Source organism: Pseudomonas trivialis (assembly GCF_036864995.1).
Classification (GTDB): Bacteria; Pseudomonadota; Gammaproteobacteria; order Pseudomonadales; family Pseudomonadaceae; genus Aquipseudomonas; species Aquipseudomonas trivialis.
Map to the genome: position 1 here is coordinate 3,627,087 of NZ_CP142151.1, position 22,929 is coordinate 3,650,015.

Annotated in this window: 22 protein-coding genes and 2 pseudogenes; 11 read left to right on the forward strand and 13 right to left on the reverse strand. The window is 58.2% G+C overall.

Going from position 1 to position 22,929, the window contains the following annotated elements:
* The first annotated feature begins 145 nt into the window (after window positions 1-145).
* Window positions 146-397 carry a hypothetical protein gene (locus VRB54_RS15805; RefSeq protein ID WP_338477925.1) on the forward strand — a complete coding sequence of 84 codons (252 nt, stop codon included), beginning with the start codon at window positions 146-148 and terminating at the stop codon, window positions 395-397.
* A 147-nt stretch (window positions 398-544) separates the two neighbouring features.
* Here VRB54_RS15805 and VRB54_RS15810 read toward each other — a convergent pair whose 3' ends face one another.
* The 3 genes from VRB54_RS15810 to VRB54_RS15820 form a co-directional block, all read right to left on the reverse strand.
* A complete protein-coding gene (locus VRB54_RS15810; protein ID WP_338477926.1) occupies window positions 545-979 on the reverse strand; it encodes a barstar family protein in 435 nt (144 codons plus the stop codon).
* 85 nt (window positions 980-1,064) lie between these two features.
* A complete protein-coding gene (locus VRB54_RS15815) occupies window positions 1,065-1,556 on the reverse strand; it encodes an N-acetyltransferase (protein WP_338477927.1) in 492 nt (163 codons plus the stop codon).
* A gap of 331 nt (window positions 1,557-1,887) precedes the next feature.
* Window positions 1,888-3,324 (reverse strand): IS1182 family transposase, encoded by a 1,437-nt coding sequence (locus VRB54_RS15820; RefSeq protein WP_338477716.1) that lies wholly within the window; start codon window positions 3,322-3,324, stop codon window positions 1,888-1,890.
* 166 nt (window positions 3,325-3,490) lie between these two features.
* Here VRB54_RS15820 and VRB54_RS15825 point away from each other — a divergent pair, with 166 nt between their 5' ends.
* From VRB54_RS15825 to VRB54_RS15840, 4 genes are all read left to right on the forward strand, one after another.
* The gene (locus VRB54_RS15825; protein ID WP_338477715.1) at window positions 3,491-3,787 is read left to right on the forward strand and encodes a DUF7660 family protein; all 297 of its coding nucleotides are present in this window, start codon (window positions 3,491-3,493) and stop codon (window positions 3,785-3,787) included.
* Window positions 3,788-4,045: 258 nt separating this feature from the next.
* The gene (locus tag VRB54_RS15830; protein ID WP_338477928.1) at window positions 4,046-4,198 is read left to right on the forward strand and encodes a hypothetical protein; all 153 of its coding nucleotides are present in this window, start codon (window positions 4,046-4,048) and stop codon (window positions 4,196-4,198) included.
* Window positions 4,199-4,815: 617 nt separating this feature from the next.
* The gene (locus tag VRB54_RS15835; protein WP_338477929.1) at window positions 4,816-5,268 is read left to right on the forward strand and encodes a hypothetical protein; all 453 of its coding nucleotides are present in this window, start codon (window positions 4,816-4,818) and stop codon (window positions 5,266-5,268) included.
* 217 nt (window positions 5,269-5,485) lie between these two features.
* A complete protein-coding gene (locus tag VRB54_RS15840) occupies window positions 5,486-5,941 on the forward strand; it encodes an isoprenylcysteine carboxylmethyltransferase family protein (protein WP_338477931.1) in 456 nt (151 codons plus the stop codon).
* Between the two features lie 37 nt (window positions 5,942-5,978).
* Here VRB54_RS15840 and VRB54_RS15845 read toward each other — a convergent pair whose 3' ends face one another.
* From VRB54_RS15845 to VRB54_RS15865, 5 genes are all read right to left on the reverse strand, one after another.
* The gene (locus VRB54_RS15845) at window positions 5,979-6,425 is read right to left on the reverse strand and encodes a GNAT family N-acetyltransferase (protein ID WP_338477932.1); all 447 of its coding nucleotides are present in this window, start codon (window positions 6,423-6,425) and stop codon (window positions 5,979-5,981) included.
* 154 nt (window positions 6,426-6,579) lie between these two features.
* Window positions 6,580-6,990 (reverse strand): SgcJ/EcaC family oxidoreductase, encoded by a 411-nt coding sequence (locus tag VRB54_RS15850; protein WP_338477933.1) that lies wholly within the window; start codon window positions 6,988-6,990, stop codon window positions 6,580-6,582.
* 229 nt (window positions 6,991-7,219) lie between these two features.
* Entirely contained in the window at window positions 7,220-8,425 is a 1,206-nt protein-coding gene (locus VRB54_RS15855; RefSeq protein ID WP_338477934.1) for a methylaspartate mutase, read from the reverse strand.
* A gap of 49 nt (window positions 8,426-8,474) precedes the next feature.
* Window positions 8,475-8,930, reverse strand: coding sequence for a cobalamin B12-binding domain-containing protein (locus tag VRB54_RS15860; protein ID WP_338477935.1), 456 nt, complete (start codon window positions 8,928-8,930; stop codon window positions 8,475-8,477).
* Window positions 8,931-8,944: 14 nt separating this feature from the next.
* Window positions 8,945-9,943 carry a fatty acid desaturase gene (locus VRB54_RS15865; RefSeq protein ID WP_338477936.1) on the reverse strand — a complete coding sequence of 333 codons (999 nt, stop codon included), beginning with the start codon at window positions 9,941-9,943 and terminating at the stop codon, window positions 8,945-8,947.
* A gap of 238 nt (window positions 9,944-10,181) precedes the next feature.
* Here VRB54_RS15865 and VRB54_RS15870 point away from each other — a divergent pair, with 238 nt between their 5' ends.
* Entirely contained in the window at window positions 10,182-11,063 is an 882-nt protein-coding gene (locus VRB54_RS15870; protein WP_338481118.1) for a LysR family transcriptional regulator, read from the forward strand.
* A gap of 18 nt (window positions 11,064-11,081) precedes the next feature.
* Here VRB54_RS15870 and VRB54_RS15875 read toward each other — a convergent pair whose 3' ends face one another.
* From VRB54_RS15875 to msrA, 3 genes are all read right to left on the reverse strand, one after another.
* Window positions 11,082-12,068, reverse strand: coding sequence for a quinone oxidoreductase (locus tag VRB54_RS15875; RefSeq protein WP_338477937.1), 987 nt, complete (start codon window positions 12,066-12,068; stop codon window positions 11,082-11,084).
* 9 nt (window positions 12,069-12,077) lie between these two features.
* Window positions 12,078-12,698, reverse strand: coding sequence for a LysE family translocator (locus VRB54_RS15880; RefSeq protein ID WP_338477938.1), 621 nt, complete (start codon window positions 12,696-12,698; stop codon window positions 12,078-12,080).
* Window positions 12,699-13,006: 308 nt separating this feature from the next.
* On the reverse strand, window positions 13,007-13,513 hold the full coding sequence (msrA, locus tag VRB54_RS15885; RefSeq protein WP_338477939.1) for a peptide-methionine (S)-S-oxide reductase MsrA: 507 nt from the start codon (window positions 13,511-13,513) through the stop codon (window positions 13,007-13,009).
* Window positions 13,514-13,984: 471 nt separating this feature from the next.
* Between msrA and VRB54_RS24655 the strand changes: the two are divergent.
* From VRB54_RS24655 to VRB54_RS15905, 5 genes and pseudogenes are all read left to right on the forward strand, one after another.
* Window positions 13,985-14,704 (forward strand): annotated as a pseudogene (locus VRB54_RS24655) (PAS domain-containing protein); the annotation flags it as partial.
* A 63-nt stretch (window positions 14,705-14,767) separates the two neighbouring features.
* Window positions 14,768-14,989 (forward strand): annotated as a pseudogene (locus tag VRB54_RS24660) (methyl-accepting chemotaxis protein); the annotation flags it as partial.
* A gap of 244 nt (window positions 14,990-15,233) precedes the next feature.
* On the forward strand, window positions 15,234-16,856 hold the full coding sequence (locus VRB54_RS15895) for a methyl-accepting chemotaxis protein (RefSeq protein ID WP_338477941.1): 1,623 nt from the start codon (window positions 15,234-15,236) through the stop codon (window positions 16,854-16,856).
* 93 nt (window positions 16,857-16,949) lie between these two features.
* The gene (locus tag VRB54_RS15900; RefSeq protein ID WP_338477942.1) at window positions 16,950-18,713 is read left to right on the forward strand and encodes a S8/S53 family peptidase; all 1,764 of its coding nucleotides are present in this window, start codon (window positions 16,950-16,952) and stop codon (window positions 18,711-18,713) included.
* Between the two features lie 31 nt (window positions 18,714-18,744).
* Window positions 18,745-19,230, forward strand: a complete 486-nt coding sequence (locus VRB54_RS15905) for a GNAT family N-acetyltransferase (protein ID WP_338477943.1) — start codon at window positions 18,745-18,747, stop codon at window positions 19,228-19,230.
* 1,049 nt (window positions 19,231-20,279) lie between these two features.
* Here the strand turns inward: VRB54_RS15905 and VRB54_RS15910 are convergent.
* Complete coding sequence (locus VRB54_RS15910; RefSeq protein ID WP_338477944.1) at window positions 20,280-21,365, reverse strand: GlxA family transcriptional regulator; 1,086 nt, start codon at window positions 21,363-21,365, stop codon at window positions 20,280-20,282.
* Window positions 21,366-21,388: 23 nt separating this feature from the next.
* Window positions 21,389-22,795: an amino acid permease gene (locus VRB54_RS15915; protein ID WP_338477945.1), complete on the reverse strand. Its 1,407-nt coding sequence runs from the start codon at window positions 22,793-22,795 to the stop codon at window positions 21,389-21,391.
* Between the last annotated feature and the right edge of the window lie 134 nt (window positions 22,796-22,929).

A 22,929-nucleotide genomic window follows, 5' to 3' on the forward strand; every position in this document is an offset into this window, starting at 1 on the left:
CGCCATAAAATTAATCTTGGTCTGACCAGTATTTTGCGCACCTAGAAGAAGCGCGCGGAAGGGGTTCAACCTGAGGCAGGCTTTTAGTAATATTTTTAATACTCAGCCAATTTGAGTCCCAAAACAATTAACCGCAGGAAAGAGTATGTCCGACATACCCGTGATTAAATCGACGGAAGTGTTCTCTCGCCTTAGCGCATTTCATCCCAGTATTGAAGTTTGGCCAGATAGCGAGTTTTCAAATGATGGTTATGCTTACTACTGGTTGGTGGCGCACAGCGATGGCGCAACCCGTATGCTTTCCTATGTCCGCTGCAAAGACGGTGGCTGCGAGCAGCGCACATATGATGTTGAGGGCGATGATCTTTGGATCCCAGCTGGAACGGCCGTGGCCTGACAATTTATTCAAGCCGACACCGCTTCGCGGCTTGGCTTAATTCTCAGGTGTTAGTGACTGCTTTTGGCCGATAACAGCCTGTCAGGACAATCAACTTTCCTCCCAATGCAGTCATTGATACCCCCGTTGATTGACGTGCGCGAGCACTTAGACATTGAAAGCAAGTGCCAGGATCGGGCTGCCACCCGAAAAGATGACTCGCCAGTTCACAAAAGCAGCGCATTCCACCAGAGCTTCAAATTGTTCAGGACAGCGATGCTTAAAACTCTGGGCATTGTCGATGACCAATGAGAGTGTTTGTCCGCTCTGAACGTGGACAGACGACATTTCTGCGCTGGGGTCATCGAGGTATGAAAGGCAGTCAACCCAAGCGTCCATATTGCGGCCGTAGAAACCAGGGAAACCGAATTTTTTTGCGAATACGCTGTGGAATGTGTGCCAGTCAGTTATCAGGTTTGCATCCACTCGCACCATTGTCAGATCAACCTCTGTCGAATTGGAAAAAACAGGTATGGCGGTCTCGCGAGGTGAAGTCAATTGCTGACAGCGTATTCGCGCAACCTTGGGCTCGATCCGCGACAAACGACGCTCCAGCGGCCGTTGCTGACCGTAACAGCCTCTCACGAAGGTCTGTTTTCGGCCAGAAGCGGACCCGCACCGCCCCCCCTCACGCGTGGCGCTTATACGTCAGGTAATCATGGGCACCGGTACCGGTGCATAAAAACCCCGCCTTCTCGTACATCCTCTTCGCGGGGTTATCAGGTCGCACACTCAACCGCAACTGCGTGAATCCGTGCCGTGCCGCGTCCAGTGCATAGGCATCCAAGAGGGCCATTCCCACCCCGCTACGCCGATGTTCTGGACTTACATGGATAGTGCAAAGTTCTGCGTAACTCTGCTCAGGTATCCAGAGTGAGTAACCGGCGAAGGCATTACCCATGAACGCGACGTTCAGACGGTCAAAATTCTCTACCCAACGCGTCAGGTGCCGTCCCAGTTGGGCTCGCCACGATGCTTCATGCTCGGGCTCCCAACAGCGGATATAGCTCTCCTCGCCTCTGTAGATGGCCGGAAGATCGGTAACACGTGCTTGTCTGAGTTGTAGTGCCATTCCATTAGCCTTTGATGACGTGAAGATATGGTATGGCCTGCCTGACATTTCGCAAAGCCGGACGATGGGTCACGATCCGGGTGCAGCGCGAGGTTACAGGTGGCTAACAGCCGGTCATGAAAGGCTGTTTCTGGCCGCTTTCTGCCTGTGCTGACCGGCAGCAATTGGCCGGTACCTGACGCTCATGAACGACACCTTCCGACCCAGGCTGTGTGAAAACGCACTGAATACGTCGAAAGTTGAGAACTACGAGCATTGTCTGCGACAACCAGCAGACGGAAGCGCGAATTGCCTTAGTCAGCTACATAGACATTCGTAATGCTGTTTGGGCCGCGTTAGCGGCCCAAACGGCTACTAACGGGCGAGCAAGTGGCTGGATTTACGTCCTGATCGCCTCAAGCAGTCCTACTATGCCGAAGATGCTCATCATTCGTTTGAGGTTGTAGGCGAGTACATGAAGACTCATTTCGGTACTTACCCGCGGAAGTGTTTTGGTCAGGAAGTGGGTGGCTCCCATCCAATATTTGAGCGTTCCAAAAGGATGCTCAACAGTCTGGCGGCGAACCTTCATCTTCCCCGGGTCATGTTCTAGCCGAACCTGCATCGCGTCGATTACCGCCTCATGTTCCCAGCGCTTCACACGGCGCTCCTTACCCGTCGTACATTGCTTTTGCATTGAGCAGGACTGGCAGCCCGAGAAGTAGTAACAATGCAATAACATGCCGTCTTCCATCGACGAATGCCGCCTGGTTAGTAACTGCCCCGCAGGGCATCGATACTCGTCCGACGCAATAAGATAGATGAAATCCTGCTTGCCGAATCTGCCTTCGGCTTTGCTGCCAGATGTGAGGGGTTTCGGTACGAAGGTAGTGATGCCGGCTTGCTCGCAAGCAAGGATTTCCAGACCTTTGTAATAGCCTCGGTCGGCCACCACCGTTAGCGTTTCAGCCTCGATTTCTTCACGCGCTTGGTTCGCCATATTGCTCAGTTGCCCACGATCATTACCAACGTTGGTCACCTCATGGGCAACGATCAGATGGTGTTTGTCGTCGACAGCTGTTTGTACGTTGTAGCCAACCGTTCCGGTGCCTCGGCCGCTCGTGGCCATTGAGCGTGCATCTGGATCGGTAAGAGAGATCTGCTGGTCTGGACTGTCGTGCAGCTGCGCCTCAATTTCCTTGAGTTTCTGCATCTGCTGTTTCAGCGTTTCGATTTTTTCTTTCAGTCGCTCGGCTTTGGCCTCGGCCACTTCTGGCGTTGCCCGATCCGCCGAATCCATCGCCGCCAGATAGCGATCAATGCTCTGCTCGATCTGTTGCATGCGCGCCTTCACTTTGCCCTGGGTGAAGTTACGGTCGCGGTTGTTGACGGCTTTGAATTTGCTGCCGTCGATGGCGATGATCGATTGGGAGAAGAGATTGAGGTTGCGGCAAAGCACTACGAACTGGCGGCATACGCTGCGAATGGCTTTGCCGTTGTCTTTGCGAAAGTCGGCAATGGTTTTGAAGTCCGGAGCCAAACGCCCCGTTAGCCACATCAACTCGACGTTGCGCTCAGCCTCACGCTCAAGCCGGCGGCTGGACTGAATCCGATTGAGATAGCCGTAGATATAGATCTTCAGCAACACCGCTGGGTGATAGGCCGGACGACCCGTTGCGGCAGGATCGACGCCCTCAAAACCAAGTGCGCCCAGGTCGAGTTCATCAACGAAAACATCGACCACACGCACTGGATTTTCTTCGGCTACGTAATCGTCCAGACACTCCGGCAGCAAGGTGACTTGCGTCCGAGCCTCACCTTCAATAAATCGCTTCATGATCGCCCCTGCTACGATCTCGACGATGAAAAGGTTAGACGATTACTGGCCCTTTCTCACAGCCTGGCCCCAAAGAGGACGTAAGCTTGCCCCTCATCTCGTGGCATAGCAGCATAGTGAGAATTTACTCCTTCGCTATCACCTATCACGCACCTCCAAGGTCACCATGTCCATAAATCTTGATGAGCTACTGAAAACCGTAGACGACGAACAATCATTCATCGGCTTCATTGAAGCTCTAGGTATGGATTTCGCCGAGGAGCGTTTGCTGGAGGAGACCTCTCCGTCGTCTGCCTATGGACCGGGGGCGTTGGGGTGGGAAAACGGCTCTATTGATACCTTTCTTGATGCTGCCGCAGCGTGGGCGACTGCCAGCTCACGCAGTTCCCCTGTGAGTGCCAGTAGATCAAACGTATGGCAACGCTGTGCGGCCATTTTGCTGGCTGGTAAATTTTATGAATGAGCCCAGCCATTGCTGTTCGAAGGACAACGACCGAACGAAGGCTGCCGGTCGTGAAAGTCCACTATCGACTCATACTGTTTTAAACCGCAGGTCTTGAACTGCTCGGCGGTGTTTTCACACAGCCTGGACCCAAAGCGGACATTGCCTGTAGCTGAAGTTGACCGACCATGAATCCGTATTGCAGCATGGAATTGAAGTGTGGCACCGCTGTGCGGCCACTCTGTAAGCGCTACCTTCGCACCTAACAGGAAGAAGCTCATGATCATGGTGTTATCGAAGGTCGAACTCAAGGAACTGTCGGTGAAAGCGGAAGCAGAGGGTTTAATGCTGAGTGATCTAGTCCCCATTTGCGAAAGGTTCGGCGTTGCACCGCATGATGTGCTGAACGAACTGTCCGTCAGCTGTTGCTGAAGGCTATCTACAAGGATCTCTACCCTATGATTTTTGCGACGCCGTTATGAACGGGATCATAAATGCTGTGGTTGAAGTAGGGATGACTAACGATATGCCTCAGCCCGCTTTCTCGCTTTACCAGGCATTCGATCAAGGTGAATGGTTCCGCAGTAACGACCCACCGGAAACTGACTCCAGTGAGAAATACACGAAGCATGTGGTCGAGGAAATAATGCGTACCCTTAGAGACTAGCTTTCTCAGATCGGGAGGTTTCCGCTTTTCGGCTGGAAGGTGGTGAATCGAACGCCGCTTTTGGCCGATTCCTGCCTCTCACGACGGAAAGCAAACGGCCCAGCGAATCCGCACTAATGCGACATCGAAATGCCTATGCCATCAGGCCTGAATGAGTCGTCGCATAGCTCAGGAGTAAGGCGACAGCTAAGGCTTGGCGCGACGTGTGGGCTAGGGGTGGGCAGTCTGCTAATGCATCAACAATGATGTACCCATCACTGTCGCGCTTACAAAATCACCTTTTATGATGATCAAGAGGTTATGTATGGCGATGGAAAGTTATACAACATACACTCAGTGATTCTCGAAAGAACCTTCGACTAATAAATATGCAGGAGCAATTATGAAACTTTTCGCGGCATTCACAATTTTGTTATTTGCATTAGTAGGATGCGCTACAACTGGGAGCCAATCGCCACAGAAAGCCGCACAATCTGCGGCAATTTTATTTGAGCAACAAAAATTCAATTTAGTTTGGGTTCCCGCAGCGAATAACGGCATTTCCGGAGCTATGGCATCCGCGCTTATCGGAAGTGCAGGTTTAGAATCTCCAATTGTTTCAAGCATCCACCAAATAATTGCCCCTGCAAGCAAAGCTGATGTTCGTGTCGCCATCTCAGGAACCAATAGTTCTTTTGCAGCCAACTCAGCTATTGCAGCCTTAAGTAACACATCAAGCATGCTCCCTAAGTTGCAACTTGCATTTATCGGCTCGACATCAGATGCCGCGGCAGTTCGCTCGGCAGTTGAAGCTAAAGGCGGTAAATTCTTACACGCCACACCAAATGGCTCCTAACTAGCGGTTTCTGCCTGTCATGATAGACGTCTGTCGGCCAGAGGCGGTCGCTCACTATCCGCAGCGATTCACTGATTGTAGTAGCGGATAATCACGGCCTTGATCTCCGTGATACGGGCTACCTGCCCCGCAGTCTCCATCGTGCTCCTGGTGCTTGACCCTATAGTGGCTACAACCCTCACTCTAGTAGCACGCCCGTATCTAATAGGAATTCATGATGGACAACCGCATCCCTCCGCCGCTGGTTGCTACCCTGTTCGGCTTATTGATGTGGTGCGCTGCTCGATACTTACCGGGCGCCATGCAGCTGACGATCGAGTGGCGCACTAGCCTGGCGCTGGTGGTGTTGCTAGCAGGCTTAGCTATTTGTCTAGCCGGCGTGCTGTCCTTCCGCAGGGTCCGTACCACGGTCAACCCTCTGAAGCCGGAAACGGCTTCGGCTCTGGTCAGCTCGGGCGTCTGCAGATATACACGCAACCCCATGTACTTAGGCTTCGCCACAGTCCTGATAGCCTGGTCAATCTTGCTCGCCTGGCCACCGGCACTCCTAGGCGTACTGGGCTTCGTGATGTATATGAACATCTTCCAGATCGGGCCGGAGGAGCGGGCCCTTACTAGCCTTTTCGGGAGAGAATTCACGCGATACTGCAGCCAAGTCAGACGTTGGCTCTAGCGAGGGAAGCGACCGCTTTTGGCCGAAAACCGCCTGATCAATCCTTTACCAGCTCCATGACATGGGTAGCATGGTCATCTTCTACTCGCACGAAACCGCAGCGCAGGTAAAACGCGTCGCCGCCAGAAGTGTCGGTTGAAAGACGCAATGTCTGAAAGTGAAGAGCGGCCTGCGCAACCAACGCGTTTACCAGAGCCTGACCGACGCATTGATTCCTTGCCGCCGGTGCCACGTACAAACGCCGTAGCCTTGCGGTATCGGAATTATTATAGGGATCAACAGATAACCCTCCGATTCCTATCAATTGCTGATTAAAATACGCGGCCATAAGACACTCACCTGGCGCATTGAAGCGATTCGCTCCAGAGCACCATTCCGAAATCAGACGCGTAGGAAACCTGAAACCTTCTGCAACTGCCTCTTTCTCCAAGGTAAGAACTTCCGCTGGCAGGTGCGTAATCTGTTGAATCTCGATTCGTTTCATTCATCGTTCCTGATTCCATGTGAAACTTTTTGGCTGATCGAGATGCATCGGGTGCATAAGCGAAGTGCTTACCTTGCTGATAGCTAAACCGCCACCTTTCGCCTCAGGATGATGGGGCCTGCTTACCAACGGTAGGCCTCACCTATTTTGAAACCTACGACCCGACAAGGCCATCCAGCAGCGTCGTCCCATAAGAATTATCCACGACACATAGCCAAGTTTCCGACACTTGTCGAAATACGTAAGTGGCCCTGCGCGCGATCTCATTTTTCACACCGGCTTTATCAGTGGTCTGTAGCAGGGTCTCCATGATAACGAGCGCTACATCACCTCCTCGTATAACCTGCATTTGCCCTTGTGTGACAATGATGCTGTTATTGAAATGCTCCGCAATGGCGACAAAGGCTCTACGGATGCTGTCTTTGCCGGTGACAGTCAATCCTGGCTTGACCACAAGACTTGCGTCATCCGCATAAAACTTCATCAGTTCATCGAAGTCTTCGGCGGTGATGGCGCGATCAGCGGCTTCGATTGTCTCTTTCAACGTCAGGGTAAGTGCATCCATTTCTGTGCTCCTGAGTGAGCCTCAGAGCAGGAATGAAAAACCCCGCATCTGAGGCGGGGTTCGGCATATCGTGCACAGTCCCACCCCCTAGTTGAAGGTGGTAATAATTAAATGTGCGCAATGGAGTCGGTAACTGTTCATGTCATGAACCTGCCGCATAAAGCCGAGAAAATCAACTGACATAACCCCGTAACGACGCCGGTCACCCGTGATCGTCAGATTCCCCCACTCACACCACCCCATCATAAGTCCGAATGTTCTGCCGCAACGCCGCCAGAAACGAAAACGCATTCTCCACTCGCTCCCCCTCAAACCCCTGGTAGTAATTGTTCGCCGTCAACACCGTACCGGCACCGCGTTTGTTGTCCGGGTGAAGGCAATAGGGAATCGATAAAAACCCACTGTCGAATGCGCTGAGTATCGCTTCGGACAAGTCGGCATCACGCGCCAGGGTTCCCTCAATCAGTCGCCTCGAGGCGTCCAGAATGCGAGCGTGCTCTTGCGCGTCGAACGGGACGTCCGGCAATACACCCTTCGTTTGCAGGCAATAGCTGGCGTATTCCAATGCAGCGATGTTTTCTTCGATGCGAGGAATACGCCGTGATTCCACCGGCGTTTTTATGATCACGCGCTGTACGCCGGTGGATCGAATCATGCCGAGTGCATCGCCGGTGATCCGGCAAAAACCGCCCAGGGTTCGTGGGAAAAACCCCATGAACACGTAGCCGACGAAGTGGTAGCTGCCCGGTGCGAAGTATTCGCTGGCGAGTTGTTGCAAGGCGGTCACGGCGGCACGGTCCTGCACGGGTGAGGTGCCCTGGGCGTAGGAGAACGACAACGTCTGGATGCCATGGGAGCGCAAAAACAAGCCTTCCAGAATGTTGAGTGCCACCAGAATGACTGGGTCGCACATCTGCCCCATCATGCAGCCGGCAAAGCTCTCGATGTGGCTGTGCTCCAATCCTGCGGAGAGCACCTGGCAGGCTTTTTCCCAGTGGCCGAAAGCCTCACGCAGCGGCGTGCGGCTGTATGGCAGGCAATAGGAAATGGGCCCGCCTTCGGTGGTGACCGAGCCGATTTCGACCATGCGTTCGAAGATGTGCAGCGGATCGGGCGAGCCATGGCGAATCTGCACCGGCAGGTGGTAGCGGGCATGGATCTGGTCGAGCATCGCGCGGGTTTTCGCCGCTGGGTGATTCACGATCGGGTAGCCGTTGAGCATGGACGCGCTGTCAATCGCCCGTTGCGCCGCCTCAAGATTATTCACTCGGGTGAACGCATCAAGGGTGATGGTGCACACGGTGTTCGCACGACTGGCCGCCGTGGCTTCAAGCCCGGACTGCATCAGGCCGGGGTCGCTGAAGCCCATGCGCGGCTGGAGCACCGGGCCGTGCAGGTCAAACTGTTCAAGCACGTGGGTGTTGAAGTCGATCATGTCAGCAGGCCCTTTCCGGTCCCTGTGTTATCTGGCGCGGAGTATGTGCTCATCGTGCGACCCGCTTTTCCAGGTAATGGGCGGGAAACAACTGTGCGCTGACAAGTGTCTGGAAGGCATCGAAACTGTTTGCCACGCTGTCATCGAACACCTCGTCGAAGCCCGCGGCCCGAAGGGTATCGCTGTGCCGGGCGATGGTCTGGGGATCGTTTTCAGTGCAGATTTTTCCGCCAATGTAGAGTCCGTCGACGTGATGGGTCTCGCTGCGAATGCGCCGGGCAAGTTCGGCGCCCTCAAGGTAGCCGTGCCCATTGACCGTGCTGATCACAACGATGGCGCAGCCATTGCGCTCAAGCCGCGCAATCACGTCGTCCATCGGCGTGTTGGGCCCCAGGTTTTCTACTTTGTAGCCCAGGTCATTGAGCAGAAACTCCATGAACACCAGATTCCAGCTATGGGAGTCTGATGGCACGGTGCTGAGCAGTGCGGTTTTGTTGAACGTCATCGTTAAAATCCCTTTTAAGTTTCTGTTCTGTTTGCGTAATACGCAAGTGCGTTCTGGAAGTTGCGAAAGTTGACGGTGACGGCGTTGATATAGCCCCAGTAATCGGCGTAGTTGGTCGGAAACGGTTTTGAGCCGTCGATCCTGTCCCGCTCGCGTGCGGTGATGTAGTTGGGCCACTCTTTGGAACGGGGCCGCCGGTGATGAAAGTCGTGGCACGGTGTATCGCCGACCATCACGAACACACGGATGAACAAATGGAAGCCCAGCATTTTGATCAGCCAGATGCTGATGCAGGCGATGCGGCGAACAGCGCCCGCGGCCTGCGGTATGCGCAACTCTTCACCAATGAACACGCCGGTGGTGCTTTCGCAGATGAAGTCGATACCGCGCCGTTCCAGCACCTCTACGCTGGGCCAGGTATGCTCGGCTGCCAGGCGGAACGTGGTGCTGATGTGATAGCCGGCAAACACCGGTACCACCCACGCCATGATGAAAAGGCCGAAATGGCCCAGGGCTGCTGCCAGCAGACTGGCCGTGGCCCAGAAGATCAGCGTCAGGGCGGCGACACGGCGGTTCGAGGCGGTTGCCGTGCCCTTCACTCGGCTCCAGAACGAGCGCAGGATCGCCAGCGGCGACAGCGCCGTGCACACCAGTTTGGTCCACATCGTGGTCACGCTGTCGGACGGTGTTAAGCCCACCACTCCTTGCAGGTACGACAGGGTATCGTCATCGTCGGTCAGCAGTGTTTTGGAACTGTGGTGCAACGCGTGCTCGCGCTTGTAGGTATCGAAGGGTTTGAGCATCAATGCGCCGGAAATGATCCGGCCCACGGTCACGTTGGTTTCACGCTGTTCAAACACCATCTCGTGGGCGCAGTTATGGCAGATCATCACCTGCATCTGCTTGATACCGCCGGTAGCCAGTACAAACCCCAGCACCCACAAAATGACGCTGGCGTGCAAGTAACCGACGCCGGCCAACACCACGCCCGATGCAATTAATCCCGTGGACACAAGAATATGGTGAATGGGTTTGAGCGTTCGAACCTGGTCAAGATCCTCAGGCAAAGGCTTGGCGGTCAGCCAGCTCAAAAATGGCTGTATGAACCCTGGAAGGGTGCGCATCGAGTTACGTATCATCCATGTTTCCTCTGCGGGTTCGCTCCATCGAAAAAAACTGTACCGTGACCTCTCGCTATTTCGAACAGAAATACGTGGGGATCGATTTTCCATTTTTGAGTACGGCATCAACGTGAACTGGGATGATCTGAAAGTTTTTATCTTCGTGGCCAAGTCCAATAACGTGACCGAGGCGGGAAACTCGCTGAAAGTTTCGGCATCGACGGTGTCGCGCAAGATCGCCGCACTCGAGGATTCGCTCAGTACCGTGCTGTTCCTGAAAAAGACCAACGGCTACTTCCTGACGGAGGCCGGCAAAGCGTTGCTTCCGCTGGCGCTGGAGACGCAGGAGCGCTTCAAGCTGATGGAGCGCCAGATGTCGCAGCCCAACGATCGGATGGCCGGGCCGGTGCGCATCGATTGCCCGGAGCTGATGGGCACGCACCTGATCATTCCCGGGCTGGCGGACTTCCGTGATCGATACCCGGACATCAGCTTCGACTTCATCAATACGGCGGTGTCATCAAAACTCACGCAAAGCCATAGCGACATCATTATCCGGCTGCGCAGGCCGGAAAACGGCAACTTCACCATGCGCCGGGTTGGCACGCTGATGCAGGGGCTTTTCTGTTCCGAAGGGTATGCAGCCGCCAACACCCTGCCCGCGACGCCGGATGACCTGAAGGACCACCACCTGATTGGCTGGACCGAGGAGATGTCCTATATGCCGCTCGCGCAATGGCTCAATGAGGTGAGCGGCGAGCAGAAGCCGTGGATGCGCGTGTCCAATCTCAATGCCCAGCTCAAGGCGGTGGAAGCTCATCTGGGTATCGCCGCGCTGCCGACCTATGTCGCACACCAGTCAGGCTTGCGTCAGGTTCTGGCAGACTGCCCGCTGCACAGCTCCGATATATGGCTGCTGCGCAATCAGGCGACCCAGGGCGTGGGCCGCGTCGATCAAGTGGTGGATTACCTGACGGAACTGTTCCACAGCAAAACGGCAGAGATGCAATAGCATCCTGTGGATGAAGGGTTATGGCACCAGGATCAGGGAGCCCTGAGTTTGCCGGTCCTGCATGATGCGGTGCGCCTCGGCTGCCATGGCGAGCGGCAGGCGTGTTATCTGGGGCGCAGCAATCAAACCTTTGGACAGGGCCGCGAGCACCTGTGCAGCGCTGCTGGCAAGCTCGGCGTCCTGACCGATGTAGTGCTTCAGGGACGGCCGCGTCACATGCAGCGAGCCCATGCTTCCAAGCCGCGACAGATTGAACCCCGTCACGTCGCCCGACGCATTGCCAAACAGCACCAGATGACCGCGCTGGCGCAGGCTGACCAATGACAGCTCGAAGGTAGCGCGTCCGACAGAGTCGAATACGGTGTGAGCGCCCTTGCCGTCGGTCACTTCACGAATGAACGACAAGGCCCCCGGCGCCTCCGGGTCAAGGGCCGCGTAGCAGCCGGCGTCCAGCACCTGGCGCCGCTTGGCTTCGCTGGAAGCCAGCCCGATGACCCGCACGCCCCTGGCCGCCAACCAGCCTGTGGCGATGCTGCCCACACCGCCGGCAGCCGCATGCCACACGACCCAATCGTCAGGCGCGAGCGGTACGCAGCGATGAGTCAGGTATTCGGCGGTCAGTCCCTTGAACAGCAACGCGGCGGCGGTTTCACTGGATACGTCATCGGGCAGTCGAATGGCGCGCGTGGCGGGCAATACGGCGTGGCTGGCGTAGCTGCCCGTGGAGCTGTCGACGAATGCGACGCGGTCGCCGGGGCTCAAATCTCGCACCTGCGGTCCACAGTCGACTACCCTTCCGGCGCCCTCCACGCCCAGGCTTCTTGGAAAGGCAGAGCCATCCTCAAGCGCCCCTGAGCGCCGATGCACATCGATGAAATTGACGCCGGCCGCCTCGATGGCGACGGTGATTTCCCCGGGGCCGGCGGTACGCAATGGGCAGTCCTGTAGATCCAGGACTTGAGGCTCTCCGGGTGCGGCGAAGACAACAGCATGGGCATGAGTCATGCAACCTCCTTACAGCGGGCCGGTGCGCAGGAAAATCCACACCGCCACCGCGATCAGCATCAGCCCGAACACCGCGTTCTGGAACACCAGCATTTTGGGGCGCGCCTGGATCAGTCTTTGTACGGACGAGCCCATCGATACCCAGACGACATGGGAGAAGAAATTCAGCGAAATCAGCGCAGCGCTCAAGATCAGTACTGCGCTGCTGCTGGTTTCTCCGGTGGGCATGAAGGTGGAAAACATCACCAGCAGCATCACGATGCCCTGCACATTGCCCAACTGCACGACGATGCCGTCTCGAAACTGCAGGTGTATGGCTTTGTCGCCGGGCGCTTTCAGCGGACGACGCAGCAGGCGCACACCCAGCCACAGAATGTAGAAACTGCCGAGCACTTGCAGGACCCACACCAGCCGCGGGCTGTTCATCAGCGTGTGGTAAAGCCCCAGCCCCACCAGCACCGCCAGCAGGAAATAGGTAATGTCCAGGCCGACGATAAACCGCACCGAACGACGTACGCCGCTTTGCGCGCCCGAGGTCGCAACCATCAAGTTGCCAGGCCCTGCACTCAGGGTCAGCGGGGCCATGGTTGACAGCCAAAGCAGCCAGTTGATGCTGAATATCTCTTGCACGTTGTTATCCTCGATCACGGCATGGACTGCACGTGCTCAAGTCTAATTGGCAGTTGCTTATAAGGTTATAGCGAAGGGCGCAAAGCGATATCCCATAAATGGGGCGAACGTGAATAACGACTTGCCTGCGAAGGCGTCGTGCCAGCAACCATTGATCTTCACTGACCCACCGCTTTCGCGGGTAAGCACGCCCTCACATTTGATCTTGGCGCTTTGAGTATTGCGTTGGCTTGACTGAACGATATTGGGGGCGCTTCGCACCCCAACGCGGGGCTAGCCCGCTCGCCACAATACTGATTGGTATCGGGTCAGGCGCGCTTTGGCAACTTCCAGCCCGCCCGTACAAAGTGACACGTGTACCCATCAGGAATCCGCTCCAGGTAATCCTGGTGCTCCGGCTCCGCCTCCCAAAACTCCCCCGCCGGTTCAATCTCGGTCACCACCGGCCCGGGCCATAACTTCGATGCATCAACATCAGCCACGGTGTCTTCGGCCACGTCCCGTTGCGCTTCGCTCAGGTAGTAAATCGCCGAACGGTAGCTTGGGCCCAGGTCGTTGCCCTGGCGGTTGGGCGTGCTGGGGTCGTGGATCTGGAAGAAGAACTCCAGAATCTGCCGATACGTGATCACCGCCGGATCAAACACGATCTCGATCGCTTCCGCATGGTCGCCATGGTTGCGATAGGTGGCATTGGGCACATCGCCGCCGGTGTAACCGACGCGTGTTTGCAGCACGCCGGGATAGCGTCGCAGCAGGTCCTGCATGCCCCAGAAGCAGCCGCCGGCGAGGATGGCGGTTTCGGTGTGGTTGGTCATGGTCTGCCCTCACGCTGAATGGATATGCAGGTAGTTATGGGGCTGTACCCGCCAATAGCAAGTCAACGCGTCAAACACCGATGCAAAACCAAAATAAATGTACAGTTTCTCAACAACCTGTCGACATAGATGGCAAGGTGCCATGGATGAGGCCCGCATCACTTATTGAGCCTTTACGCTATGTCCATCTTTGCCTTTCTACACCGTGACCGTCGCGCCCTGCACCAACTGACAGCGGCGATCAAAAGCGGCCAGCAGCCCCATATCGACCGCCGCAGAACCGCCCCAGCGGTGCTTGATGCGCTGGCCGTGCTTGAATCATCCAGCCGTGAATCGCAATTACGCATTACCCAGCTCGAAGACGAACTCGAGGCTGCCCGTGAGTTGCTGCGCGAGTCCGCCGCCTCCGCCCAGGCCTCCGAAATCCGCTTCGACCTGGTCAACCGCGCCTCCAGCGAGGGCCTCTGGGACATGGAGGTGGTGGCGGGCGACCCGATCAATCCGAAGAACCGTTTCTGGTGGTCGCCGCAATTTCGCAGCCTGCTCGGTTTTTCTGACGAGCGTGATTTTCCAAACGTGTTGGCCAGTTGGGCCGATCGCCTGCATCCGCAGGACAAGCAGGCGACGCTCGACGCCTTTGCGCGACATCTGAACGACAAGTCGGGAAACACACCGTACAACGTGAACAATCGGTTGGCGATGAAGGACGGTTCCTACCGCTGGTTTCACGCCCAGGGTGAAACGCTGCGCGATGAGCGCGGCACGCCGATCCGTGTAGCCGGTGCGTTGCGCGATATTCATGATCAGTTGCAGCGCGATCAGGAACACGACGTGATCATCACCCGCTTCGAACTGGCCCGGGAGATGCTTTCCGACGGTTTGTGGGACATGGAAGTGATTGCCGGCGACCCGGTGAACCCAAAGAACCCCTTCTGGTGGTCGCCTCAGTTTCGACGCCTGCTGGGTTTTGAAACGGTGCAGGAGTTTCCCGATGTGCTGGACAGTTGGGCCTCCCGGCTGCACCCGGATGACAAGGAGCGCAGCCTGAATGCGTTTGGCGCGCACCTCAATGACAAGTCAGGACACACGCCGTTTGATATCGAATACCGGTTGAAGATGAAAACTGGCGAATACCGCTGGTTCCGCGCGCGCGACCAGACGCGCCGCGACCCGCAGGGTGCGCCACTGCGGGTGGTGGGCGCGCTGGTGGATGTGCACTTGCAGCATGAGCAGCAAGCATTGCGCGCGGCGGAGGTCGAGCACCAGCGCACGCTGGAAACCAACATTGCGCAGTTGTCGCAGATTGTCGGGACGATTCAGAGCATCGCCAGCCAGACCAACCTGCTGGCACTCAATGCCGCGATTGAGGCGGCGCGTGCCGGCGAGGCCGGACGTGGTTTCGCAGTGGTGGCCGATGAGGTGCGCAAGCTGGCAACGCGTACCACTGAAGCGACCGAACAGGCTGCCGGGATGATTGCTCGTTAGTCCGCTGATTTCAGGCGCCTCTCCCGCTGCGGCGAGAGGCTGCCTATGGGTTAATGGAAAAACGTAAAAAGCAAAAAAGCAAAAAAGCAGTGAACTATCGCATCATTTACAGGCCGCTTCTAAAGTTGACAAAAACACGGCCGATAGTTAATTGCGGAGCCCTTAATCCCTGCCCGAAACACACAACAATCCCAATATACATGCCATGGATAGGCACGTTTCAGGACCGAACATCATGTTCAGCAAACTAAGCATCTCGCAAAAACTTTATGCAAGTTTTACCGCAGTCGTTGTACTGATCGGTTTATTGGTGGGGAGCGCCTATAAAGGCTTCGAAACAGTAGAAGATGCTACAAATAGTAACGTGCACACTTATGAAGTATTAAGCGCCGCACAATTGGCACTGGAACAGTTGATTAATATCGAAACCGGTATGCGCGGTTTCGTCATCGCGTCCAAAGACAACTTTCTGGAACCTTTGGTAGCCGGCGAAAAACGCTTTTTAGAGAAGTTGGAGCTGCTCAAACGCCTGACGGCGGATAACGCGGCGCAGCAACAACGCCTGGCCACCCTGGGCGAGACGCAAAAACGCTGGCTGGCCGAAGACATCGACCCGATCATCGCCCTGCGCAGAAGCCTCACCGCAAGCAAACTGCCCGATGACGAACTGGACGCGCGCATCACCGCCGGCGCAGACAAGGCCAAGATGGACAGCATGCGTGCGACCCTGGCTGAAATCACCGCCACCGAAACCGCCCTGCTGGCGCAAAGAAGCCAGGAAATGATCGATGCCAAGCACATGGCGCTGACGATCCTGATCGTGGGCGGCATTCTGTCGGCTGTGTTGTCGTTGATCCTCGCCACCTCCCTGGGCCGCAGCACCACTCGGCGCCTGCAACTGGCGATTGATGCCGCTACCGCAATTGCCAACGGCAAGCTGGATACGGTGATCGACACCAGCAGCCATGACGAGTTGCCCAAAGCCTTCGACCGCATGCAGAAACGCCTGCGGGAAATGATTCAACAGATCAGCGAAGCGGCCAACCAACTGGTGTTGTCGGTGCAGCAGATTTCCGGCGCGTCGGAGCAACTGTCCGGTGCGATTCAGGAGCAGTCGACATCGGCCTCGATGATGGCCGCCACCATTGAAGAGTTGACCGTGAGCATCCATCACGTCTCGGAAAACGCCGACGAGGCGCACCAGCTTGCCAGCCGTTCGGGCGAGCAATCCAAGGACGGCGCGCGCGTCATCGAAAATACGCTGTCGAGCATGAACGGCATTGCCAGGACCGTGCAGCACTCCTCCACCCAGGTGGCGGGGCTGGGCCAGCACTCCGAACAGATTTCCTCGATCATCAGCGTGATTCAGGGCATTGCCGACCAGACCAACCTGCTGGCGCTCAACGCCGCCATCGAAGCGGCCCGGGCCGGCGAGCAAGGGCGCGGGTTTGCCGTGGTAGCCGATGAGGTGCGCCTGCTGGCGCAGAACACCGGTAAATCGACCAAGGAAATCGCGATCATGATCGAGAAAATCCAGGCCGGCGTGCGCGAAACCGTCGAAAGCATGCGCGGTGGCGTGCTCGAAGTGAGCCAGGGCGTGGAAACGGCGGGTACCGCCGGTGCGGCCATCGTTGAAATTCGTGAAAGCTCGGAGAAAGTGCTGCAGGTGGTCGATCAGATCTCCTTCGCCTTGCGTGAGCAGACCATGGCCAGCCAGGACGTTGCGCGCAACGTTGAGCGCTCGGCGCAAATGGCGGAAATGAACAATGTGTCGGTGCAGGAGTTGCTCAAGACCAGCGGCGGCCTGAAGAACCTGGCCACCAGCCTTCAGCATGAAGTGAGCAAGTTCCAGTTGTAACCCACAGGCTGCGGGGCTGAGCTCGGCGCACGCTGAACGAAGCCCGCCCCGTTGGAGTCGGAGAAATACCCTCTCCGGCAAAGAACCTGGCTCATGCCTCTGAAAACCGCAGCCCTCGCCTCCCTCCTCTCCCTGGCGGCCAGCACGGTCGCCGCCGCCCAGGAACCGTTGCGCCTGCAAAATCTGCAGCGTTGCGGCGACCTGCTGGAAAACCGTCAGCAAGCCTGGTGCCTGACCGCACGCGGCCTGAGTGACGCCATGCCGACACTCAAACTGGGCGCCACGGCCCTGCCGGCAAGCGCGCTGCAGCGTGACGGCAATATCCTTCGTGTACATCTGGACAGCAGCCACTATCAAAGCGGCCCCGTGTGGCTTGAGGACGGTGCCCGCGCCAGCAACGCTGCCTGGCTGAGCCTGCGCAACAGCCATGTGGTGGCGGCAAAGCCCAGCGAAGTGGCGAAGAACATGGACGGGTTGACCACCTACGTCGACCTGGTCAGTGTGCTGATCGAGGAAGACCACGATGGCCGCCAGGAAGCCGAGCGCCTGGCCCGCAAGTATGGGGCGACGGTGGTCGGCAGCATCGCGCCGCTGAACCTGTTCCAACTGCGCCTGCCCGCCAGGGACCTGGTGCAGCGCGACGCGCTGGTGTTGCGTCTGGGCAGCGAGACCAGCGTCGATGCGGTGGTGGTCGAAGAATCCGCCGCCGAAGAGGCCGAGGCCGCTGCGCCGCGTGAGAAGCCCGACAAACCGGCGGCGGACTCCGACGAGTGGGCGGCCAATCGCTTTCTCGACGCTGTGACTTATTACCAGAGCCGCCTGCCGGGCCGGCATTCGCCGATCCTGCCGCAACCGGTGCGCGTGGGGGTGATCGAGCGCGGGGTGGATTTCGACACCGCCGACTTTGCCGATTACCTCGGAGCCTGCGCGACCAGGCGCACGTGCGTGTATGCGCGTGACACGAGCGCGCCGGACGGCCATGGCACCACGGTCGCGGGCATTCTCGCCGCACGCTGGGATGACGGTGGCAACAGTGGTTTGCTGCGCGGGCTGGACAAGGCCAGCGGCGGCTTCGAGGTGATCGTCGACCGTGACTCCGATGCGGGCATCACGGCCAATATCGCCGCATCGGTCAACCTGGTGGAAGACGGCGTGCGCGTGCTCAACTGGAGCTGGGGCATCCATCGCGTCGGCGCCAAGGACGTCAACGGGGACGACGTCGATTCCCTGCTGCGCTCGGGCATCGCCATGAGCGGCTATGAAGAATTGCTCGAGGAGTTTTTCCTCTGGCTGCGCAAGGAGCATCCCGATGTGATCGTGGTGAACTCCGCCGGCAATGGCTCGGCGTTCTCCGGCACGGATGACTATCGCCTGCCCTCCTCGTTTATCACCGAGCAATTGCTGGTGGTGGGCGGGCATCAGCGTGGCGAGCGCAGCGGGCTGGCGGTTGATGACCCGGCGTATGCGGTGACGCGCAGCTCCTCGAATGTGGACATGCGCGTAGACATCACCGCCGCCGCCTGCACCCACGCCTCCACCCGCGATGTTGGCCAGGAGGGCGCGGTGCATTGCGGCACCTCCTATGCCACGCCGATGGTTGCAGGGCTGCTGGCGGCGATGCTGTCGATCAACCCGCAACTGCAACCCGAGCAACTGCGCATGCTGCTGCGCCGCAGCTCAATGGCCATCGGCGAGAAAAACGACTTTGAACGCAGCGACGCCCAAGACCTGACCGCCCCCATCCTGCCGTCGGAGCGCAACTACCAACGCACAGATAAGGATATAGGGCGCTCGGCGCGGCTGGACATGCAGAAAGCGCTGGATCTGGCGGTGCAGAGCAGGACGCGTGTACGGTGATGGCTTTAGACTGAACGAGGTATTACCCATCATGGACGAAGCTATTACCTGCCGACGCGCAAGCGTGGATGACGCGATGAGCATGTGCGAGCTGGGCCAGTTGCTTAACGACGTGCACCACACCGCGCGGCCGGATATTTATGCACCGCCCACCCAGCACTTTTCCCGCGATTTACCGCACTGGTCGGGCCTTTTCGAAAAGCCGGGGCATGTGGTGTTCATTGCCGAAGCCGGTGAAAAGCCTGTGGCGTTCATCACCGCGAGCGTATCGGCAAGCGCCGGGCCGCTGATGCAACCGATGAATGTGGTGCGGATCGGTTCGGTGTGTGTGGCCGAGTCGTTCTGGGGCCGAGGGATTGGGCGTAGCCTGGTGCAGCGCGTCAAACAGTGGGCTATCGAACAGAATGCTCAGGACCTGCGATTGACGGTGTGGCCATTCAACGCCCGAGCCGCCCGCCTGTACACAGAGTTCGGCTTTGAAACGCGGGCTTTCGAGATGGGCATGCGCCTGCCATAAACCCATGAACGCAGCCGATCTCCTGTGGGAGCTGTCGAGCTTCAGCGAGGCTGCGATGCAGGCGGCTCGGTCTGGCAGGTACACCGAGGCGATCCCATCGCAGCCTCGCTGGGGCTCGACAGCTCCCACATTTGATTGGGGTTGACTGGGTGGACGGTGTCTTGTGGCGAGCGGGCTTGCCCCGCGTTGGGCTGCGCAGCAGCCCCAAAACCAGGCGCCTCGCAGTGTCAGGTGCACGGCGTTTTCTTTGATTTGGGGGCGCTTCGCGCCCCGACGCGGGGCAAGCCCCAATGCCGTTCAGTTAAGCGTAAACCCCCTGTGGGAGCGGCGCTGCGACTTGCCTGCGAAAGCTCTGGGTCAATTAGCCTCAATATTTGCTGGACTACCGCCTTCGCAGGCAAGCCAGCTCCCACATTTTGTACAGCGTTCGGCAAACCATTTCGGTCGGCTCTCAGGCCGCCGCGCTCTTGATCTTGATCTTAGGCGCCCCGTCAAACACGCTGGCCGAACGCAGGCTTTGGAGCGTGGGTAACCCGGCAGGACGCCGGGTTAGCCGCGCTGGGCCATGGATGGCCCATCGCGGCGGCCCACGCTCCAAAGCCTGCGTTCGGGCACACCGAGCCTAGGCGAGGTGCCGAGTGTTGGGGCAAGAGCCCTTTGGTTACTTTGGGGCTTTTCCAAAGTGACCCGCCGTAAGGGCGGAACCGCCAGCGGCCGTTACCGCAGAAACGGATATGTACACCGAAAAAGTCACACCGCTCTTTGCTTTGAACATCAGGCTGGCTTAACTGAACGGCATTGGGGCTTGCCCCAATGCCGTTCAGTTAAGGAAAATTTGTGGGCTTATGTGGCGAGCGGGCTTGCCCCGCGTTGGGGGGCGAAGCTCCCCCAATCCAGCAAAACGCGGTGTACCTGATACGGCTGAGCGCCTGGTTTTGGGGCTGCTGAGCAGCCCAACGCAGGACAAGCCTGCTCGCCACAGGGAATCTGCGCTTAACTGAACGGCATTAGGGCTTGCCCGCTCGCCACACAGATTCCAATTCGGTAATTCAGCGCCGTTGAATGCGCACGCTGGCGAAGGTCGGTTCGTCTCGGGCTTGTTCCAGGGTGCTTCTGGGGGTTGCCGGCGCGGGGGCGTGCAGCGGGGGCGGTGAGGCGAGTGGCGGGTGCAGGCGCATGTCGGCGCGTTCGTCGCTGGGGGCGACGCCGAAAAAATCGCGGTAGCACTTGGAAAAATGCGGCGTCGACACGAAGCCGCAGATCACGCCCAGTTCGACAATCGACAGGGATGTCTGCATCAGCAGTTGCCGCGCGCGGGTCAGGCGCAGTTTGAGGTAGTACCGCGACGGCGTGCAAAACAGATAACGCTGGAACATGCGCTCCAACTGACGCCGCGAGACCTGCACGTAGGCCGCCAGGTCGTCCAGTTCGATGGGCTCTTCCAGGTTGGCTTCCATCAGCGCGACCACCTCCTGCAACTTCGGCTGCTGCGTACCGAGCAGGTGTTTGAGGGGCACGCGCTGCTGGTCGCGTTCATTACGAATACGCTCGTACACGAACATCTGCGAGATCGCCGCCGAGAGTTCATGACCATGATCGCGACTGATCAGGTGCAGCATCATGTCCAGCGGCGCGGTGCCGCCGGAGCTGGTGAAACGGTTGCCATCAAGGGTGAACACGCTGGTGCTCACCGTGACGCGGGCAAAGGCTTCCTGCATCGAGGCCATCAGTTCCCAGTGCACGCTGCACTGGAAGCCGTCGAGCAGCCCCGCCAAAGCCAGCGCCCAACTGCCGGTGCACACCGCGCCCAATCGCCGGCAATGCAAACGCGCCTGGTTGCGCAGCCAGGCGATATGCTCGGCGGTCACGGCCTGTTGAATGCCGATGCCGCCGCACACCACCACCGCGTCGAGGCTGAGCGAGTCGCGAGTGGACGCATCCGGCGTGACCGCTACGCCATCGCTGGCCCACACCGGCTGGCCGTTGAGGCTCAGGGTCTGCCAGCGATACAGCTCCTCGCCGGCCAGTTGATTGGCCATGCGCAACGGCTCGACTGCGCAGGACAGGGAAATCAAGGTGAACTGGTCCAGCAGTAAAAAGCCGATGGTCTGGCAGGCCGGCGCATCAGGTGCCATGGCAGTCACTCCCCAGCGGCTGATCAGGACTGCTCCAGCGCTACCGGCTTGACCGCCGGCCCGTGCTGGCGCGCGGTGATCAGGCCGATAAACGAAATCACCAGCGCCAGGCCAATCGTCGACGACACTTCCAGGCGGTGGTCCGGCGTCACCATCATCACCCCCAGCGCCAGGCAGATGAACACAATCACCAGGTAGGTGAGCCAGGGAAACAGCCACATGCGAAAGGTCAGCTCAACGTTCTGCCGCAGCAGCAAACGGCGCATGCGCAATTGCGAAACCGCGATCACCAGATACACCAGCAGCGCGATGGCGCCGGAGCTGGCCAGCAGAAACTGGAACAGCCCGGCCGGCATGAAATAGCTCAGCAGCGTGATGCCCGCACCGATGATGGTGCTCGCGATCACCGCCGCCCGGGGCACGCCCGCCGCCGAGGTAGCTTTGAGCGCGCGCGGCGCATCACCGCGTTTGCCGAGGGAAAACAGCATCCGAGAAGAGATGTAGATCGAGGAGTTCATGCAACTGGCCACGGCGATCAGCACCACCAGGTCGACCATGAATTTGGCGTTGGGGATGTTCATCAGTTCCAGCGCACGCTGATAAGAGCCCACGGAGGCCAGCAGCGGATCGTTCCACGGCACCACCGAAATCACGATGGAGATCGACAGCAGATAGAACACGCCAATGCGCCAGATCACCGAGCGCGTGGCCTTGGCGATGTTCTGCGCCGGATTGCTCGATTCGGCGGCGGCGATGGTCACCGCTTCCGTGCCGATAAAGCTGAACATGATGGTGATAAACGCACCCACCACCGCCGACAGGCCATTGGGCGCAAAACCGCCGTGTTCCTGCATCAAGCGGCTCAGGCCGCTGGCTTCGCGGTCCGGAATCCAGCCCATCAGCACGCTGAAGCCCAGGCCGATAAAGCCGACGATGGCGATTACCTTGGCCATGGCGAACCAGAATTCGAACTCGCCGTACTTGGCCACACTGAACAGGTTGGTGATCACCAGCAGGATGATCGACAGCAGTGCGAACAGCCAGGCGTCCACCTGCGGGAACCACTGGTTGAGCACATGCCCGGCGGCCAGCGCTTCAATCGGGATCACCAGCACCCAGAACCACCAGTACAACCAGCCGATGGTGAACCCGGCCCAGGGGCCGATGGCCTGGTCGGCATAGGTGGAGAACGAGCCCGTGTCAGGCCGCGCCACCGCCATTTCGCCGAGCATGCGCATCACCAGCACCACCAGCAACCCGGAGGCCAGGTACGCCAGCAACACCGCCGGCCCGGCGGCCGCGATGGCATGCCCGGAACCGACAAACAGCCCGGCGCCGATGATGCCGGCAATCGACAGCATGGTCACATGGCGTGGCTTGAAGCCCTGCGCCAACTGACCGCTGGAATCCTTGGAGTTGAGGTTAATCATTGTTTTTGTTGTGCTCTGCGACCCAATTGCGCACCACCATACGGGCGCAGAGCCAGGCGAAAAGGCCTGAGTACGTCACGATCGTGCCTGATGTCGACATGCACAAAAGCGCAGGCCGCCCGTGACGCCGGCGG

Coding starts and splice junctions, on each gene's coding strand:
- VRB54_RS15815 (WP_338477927.1), bottom strand. CDS start 1,556: ATGTCAGGCAGGCCATACCATATCTTCACGTCATCAAAGGCTAATGGA.
- VRB54_RS15835 (WP_338477929.1), top strand. CDS start 4,816: ATGAAACTTTTCGCGGCATTCACAATTTTGTTATTTGCATTAGTAGGA.
- VRB54_RS15825 (WP_338477715.1), top strand. CDS start 3,491: ATGTCCATAAATCTTGATGAGCTACTGAAAACCGTAGACGACGAACAA.
- VRB54_RS15850 (WP_338477933.1), bottom strand. CDS start 6,990: ATGGATGCACTTACCCTGACGTTGAAAGAGACAATCGAAGCCGCTGAT.
- VRB54_RS15915 (WP_338477945.1), bottom strand. CDS start 22,795: ATGATTAACCTCAACTCCAAGGATTCCAGCGGTCAGTTGGCGCAGGGC.
- VRB54_RS15855 (WP_338477934.1), bottom strand. CDS start 8,425: ATGATCGACTTCAACACCCACGTGCTTGAACAGTTTGACCTGCACGGC.
- VRB54_RS15905 (WP_338477943.1), top strand. CDS start 18,745: ATGGACGAAGCTATTACCTGCCGACGCGCAAGCGTGGATGACGCGATG.
- VRB54_RS15845 (WP_338477932.1), bottom strand. CDS start 6,425: ATGAAACGAATCGAGATTCAACAGATTACGCACCTGCCAGCGGAAGTT.
- VRB54_RS15805 (WP_338477925.1), top strand. CDS start 146: ATGTCCGACATACCCGTGATTAAATCGACGGAAGTGTTCTCTCGCCTT.
- VRB54_RS15860 (WP_338477935.1), bottom strand. CDS start 8,930: ATGACGTTCAACAAAACCGCACTGCTCAGCACCGTGCCATCAGACTCC.
- VRB54_RS15910 (WP_338477944.1), bottom strand. CDS start 21,365: ATGGCACCTGATGCGCCGGCCTGCCAGACCATCGGCTTTTTACTGCTG.
- VRB54_RS15875 (WP_338477937.1), bottom strand. CDS start 12,068: ATGACTCATGCCCATGCTGTTGTCTTCGCCGCACCCGGAGAGCCTCAA.
- VRB54_RS15830 (WP_338477928.1), top strand. CDS start 4,046: ATGATCATGGTGTTATCGAAGGTCGAACTCAAGGAACTGTCGGTGAAA.
- VRB54_RS15840 (WP_338477931.1), top strand. CDS start 5,486: ATGGACAACCGCATCCCTCCGCCGCTGGTTGCTACCCTGTTCGGCTTA.
- VRB54_RS15895 (WP_338477941.1), top strand. CDS start 15,234: ATGTTCAGCAAACTAAGCATCTCGCAAAAACTTTATGCAAGTTTTACC.
- msrA (WP_338477939.1), bottom strand. CDS start 13,513: ATGACCAACCACACCGAAACCGCCATCCTCGCCGGCGGCTGCTTCTGG.
- VRB54_RS15820 (WP_338477716.1), bottom strand. CDS start 3,324: ATGAAGCGATTTATTGAAGGTGAGGCTCGGACGCAAGTCACCTTGCTG.
- VRB54_RS15900 (WP_338477942.1), top strand. CDS start 16,950: ATGCCTCTGAAAACCGCAGCCCTCGCCTCCCTCCTCTCCCTGGCGGCC.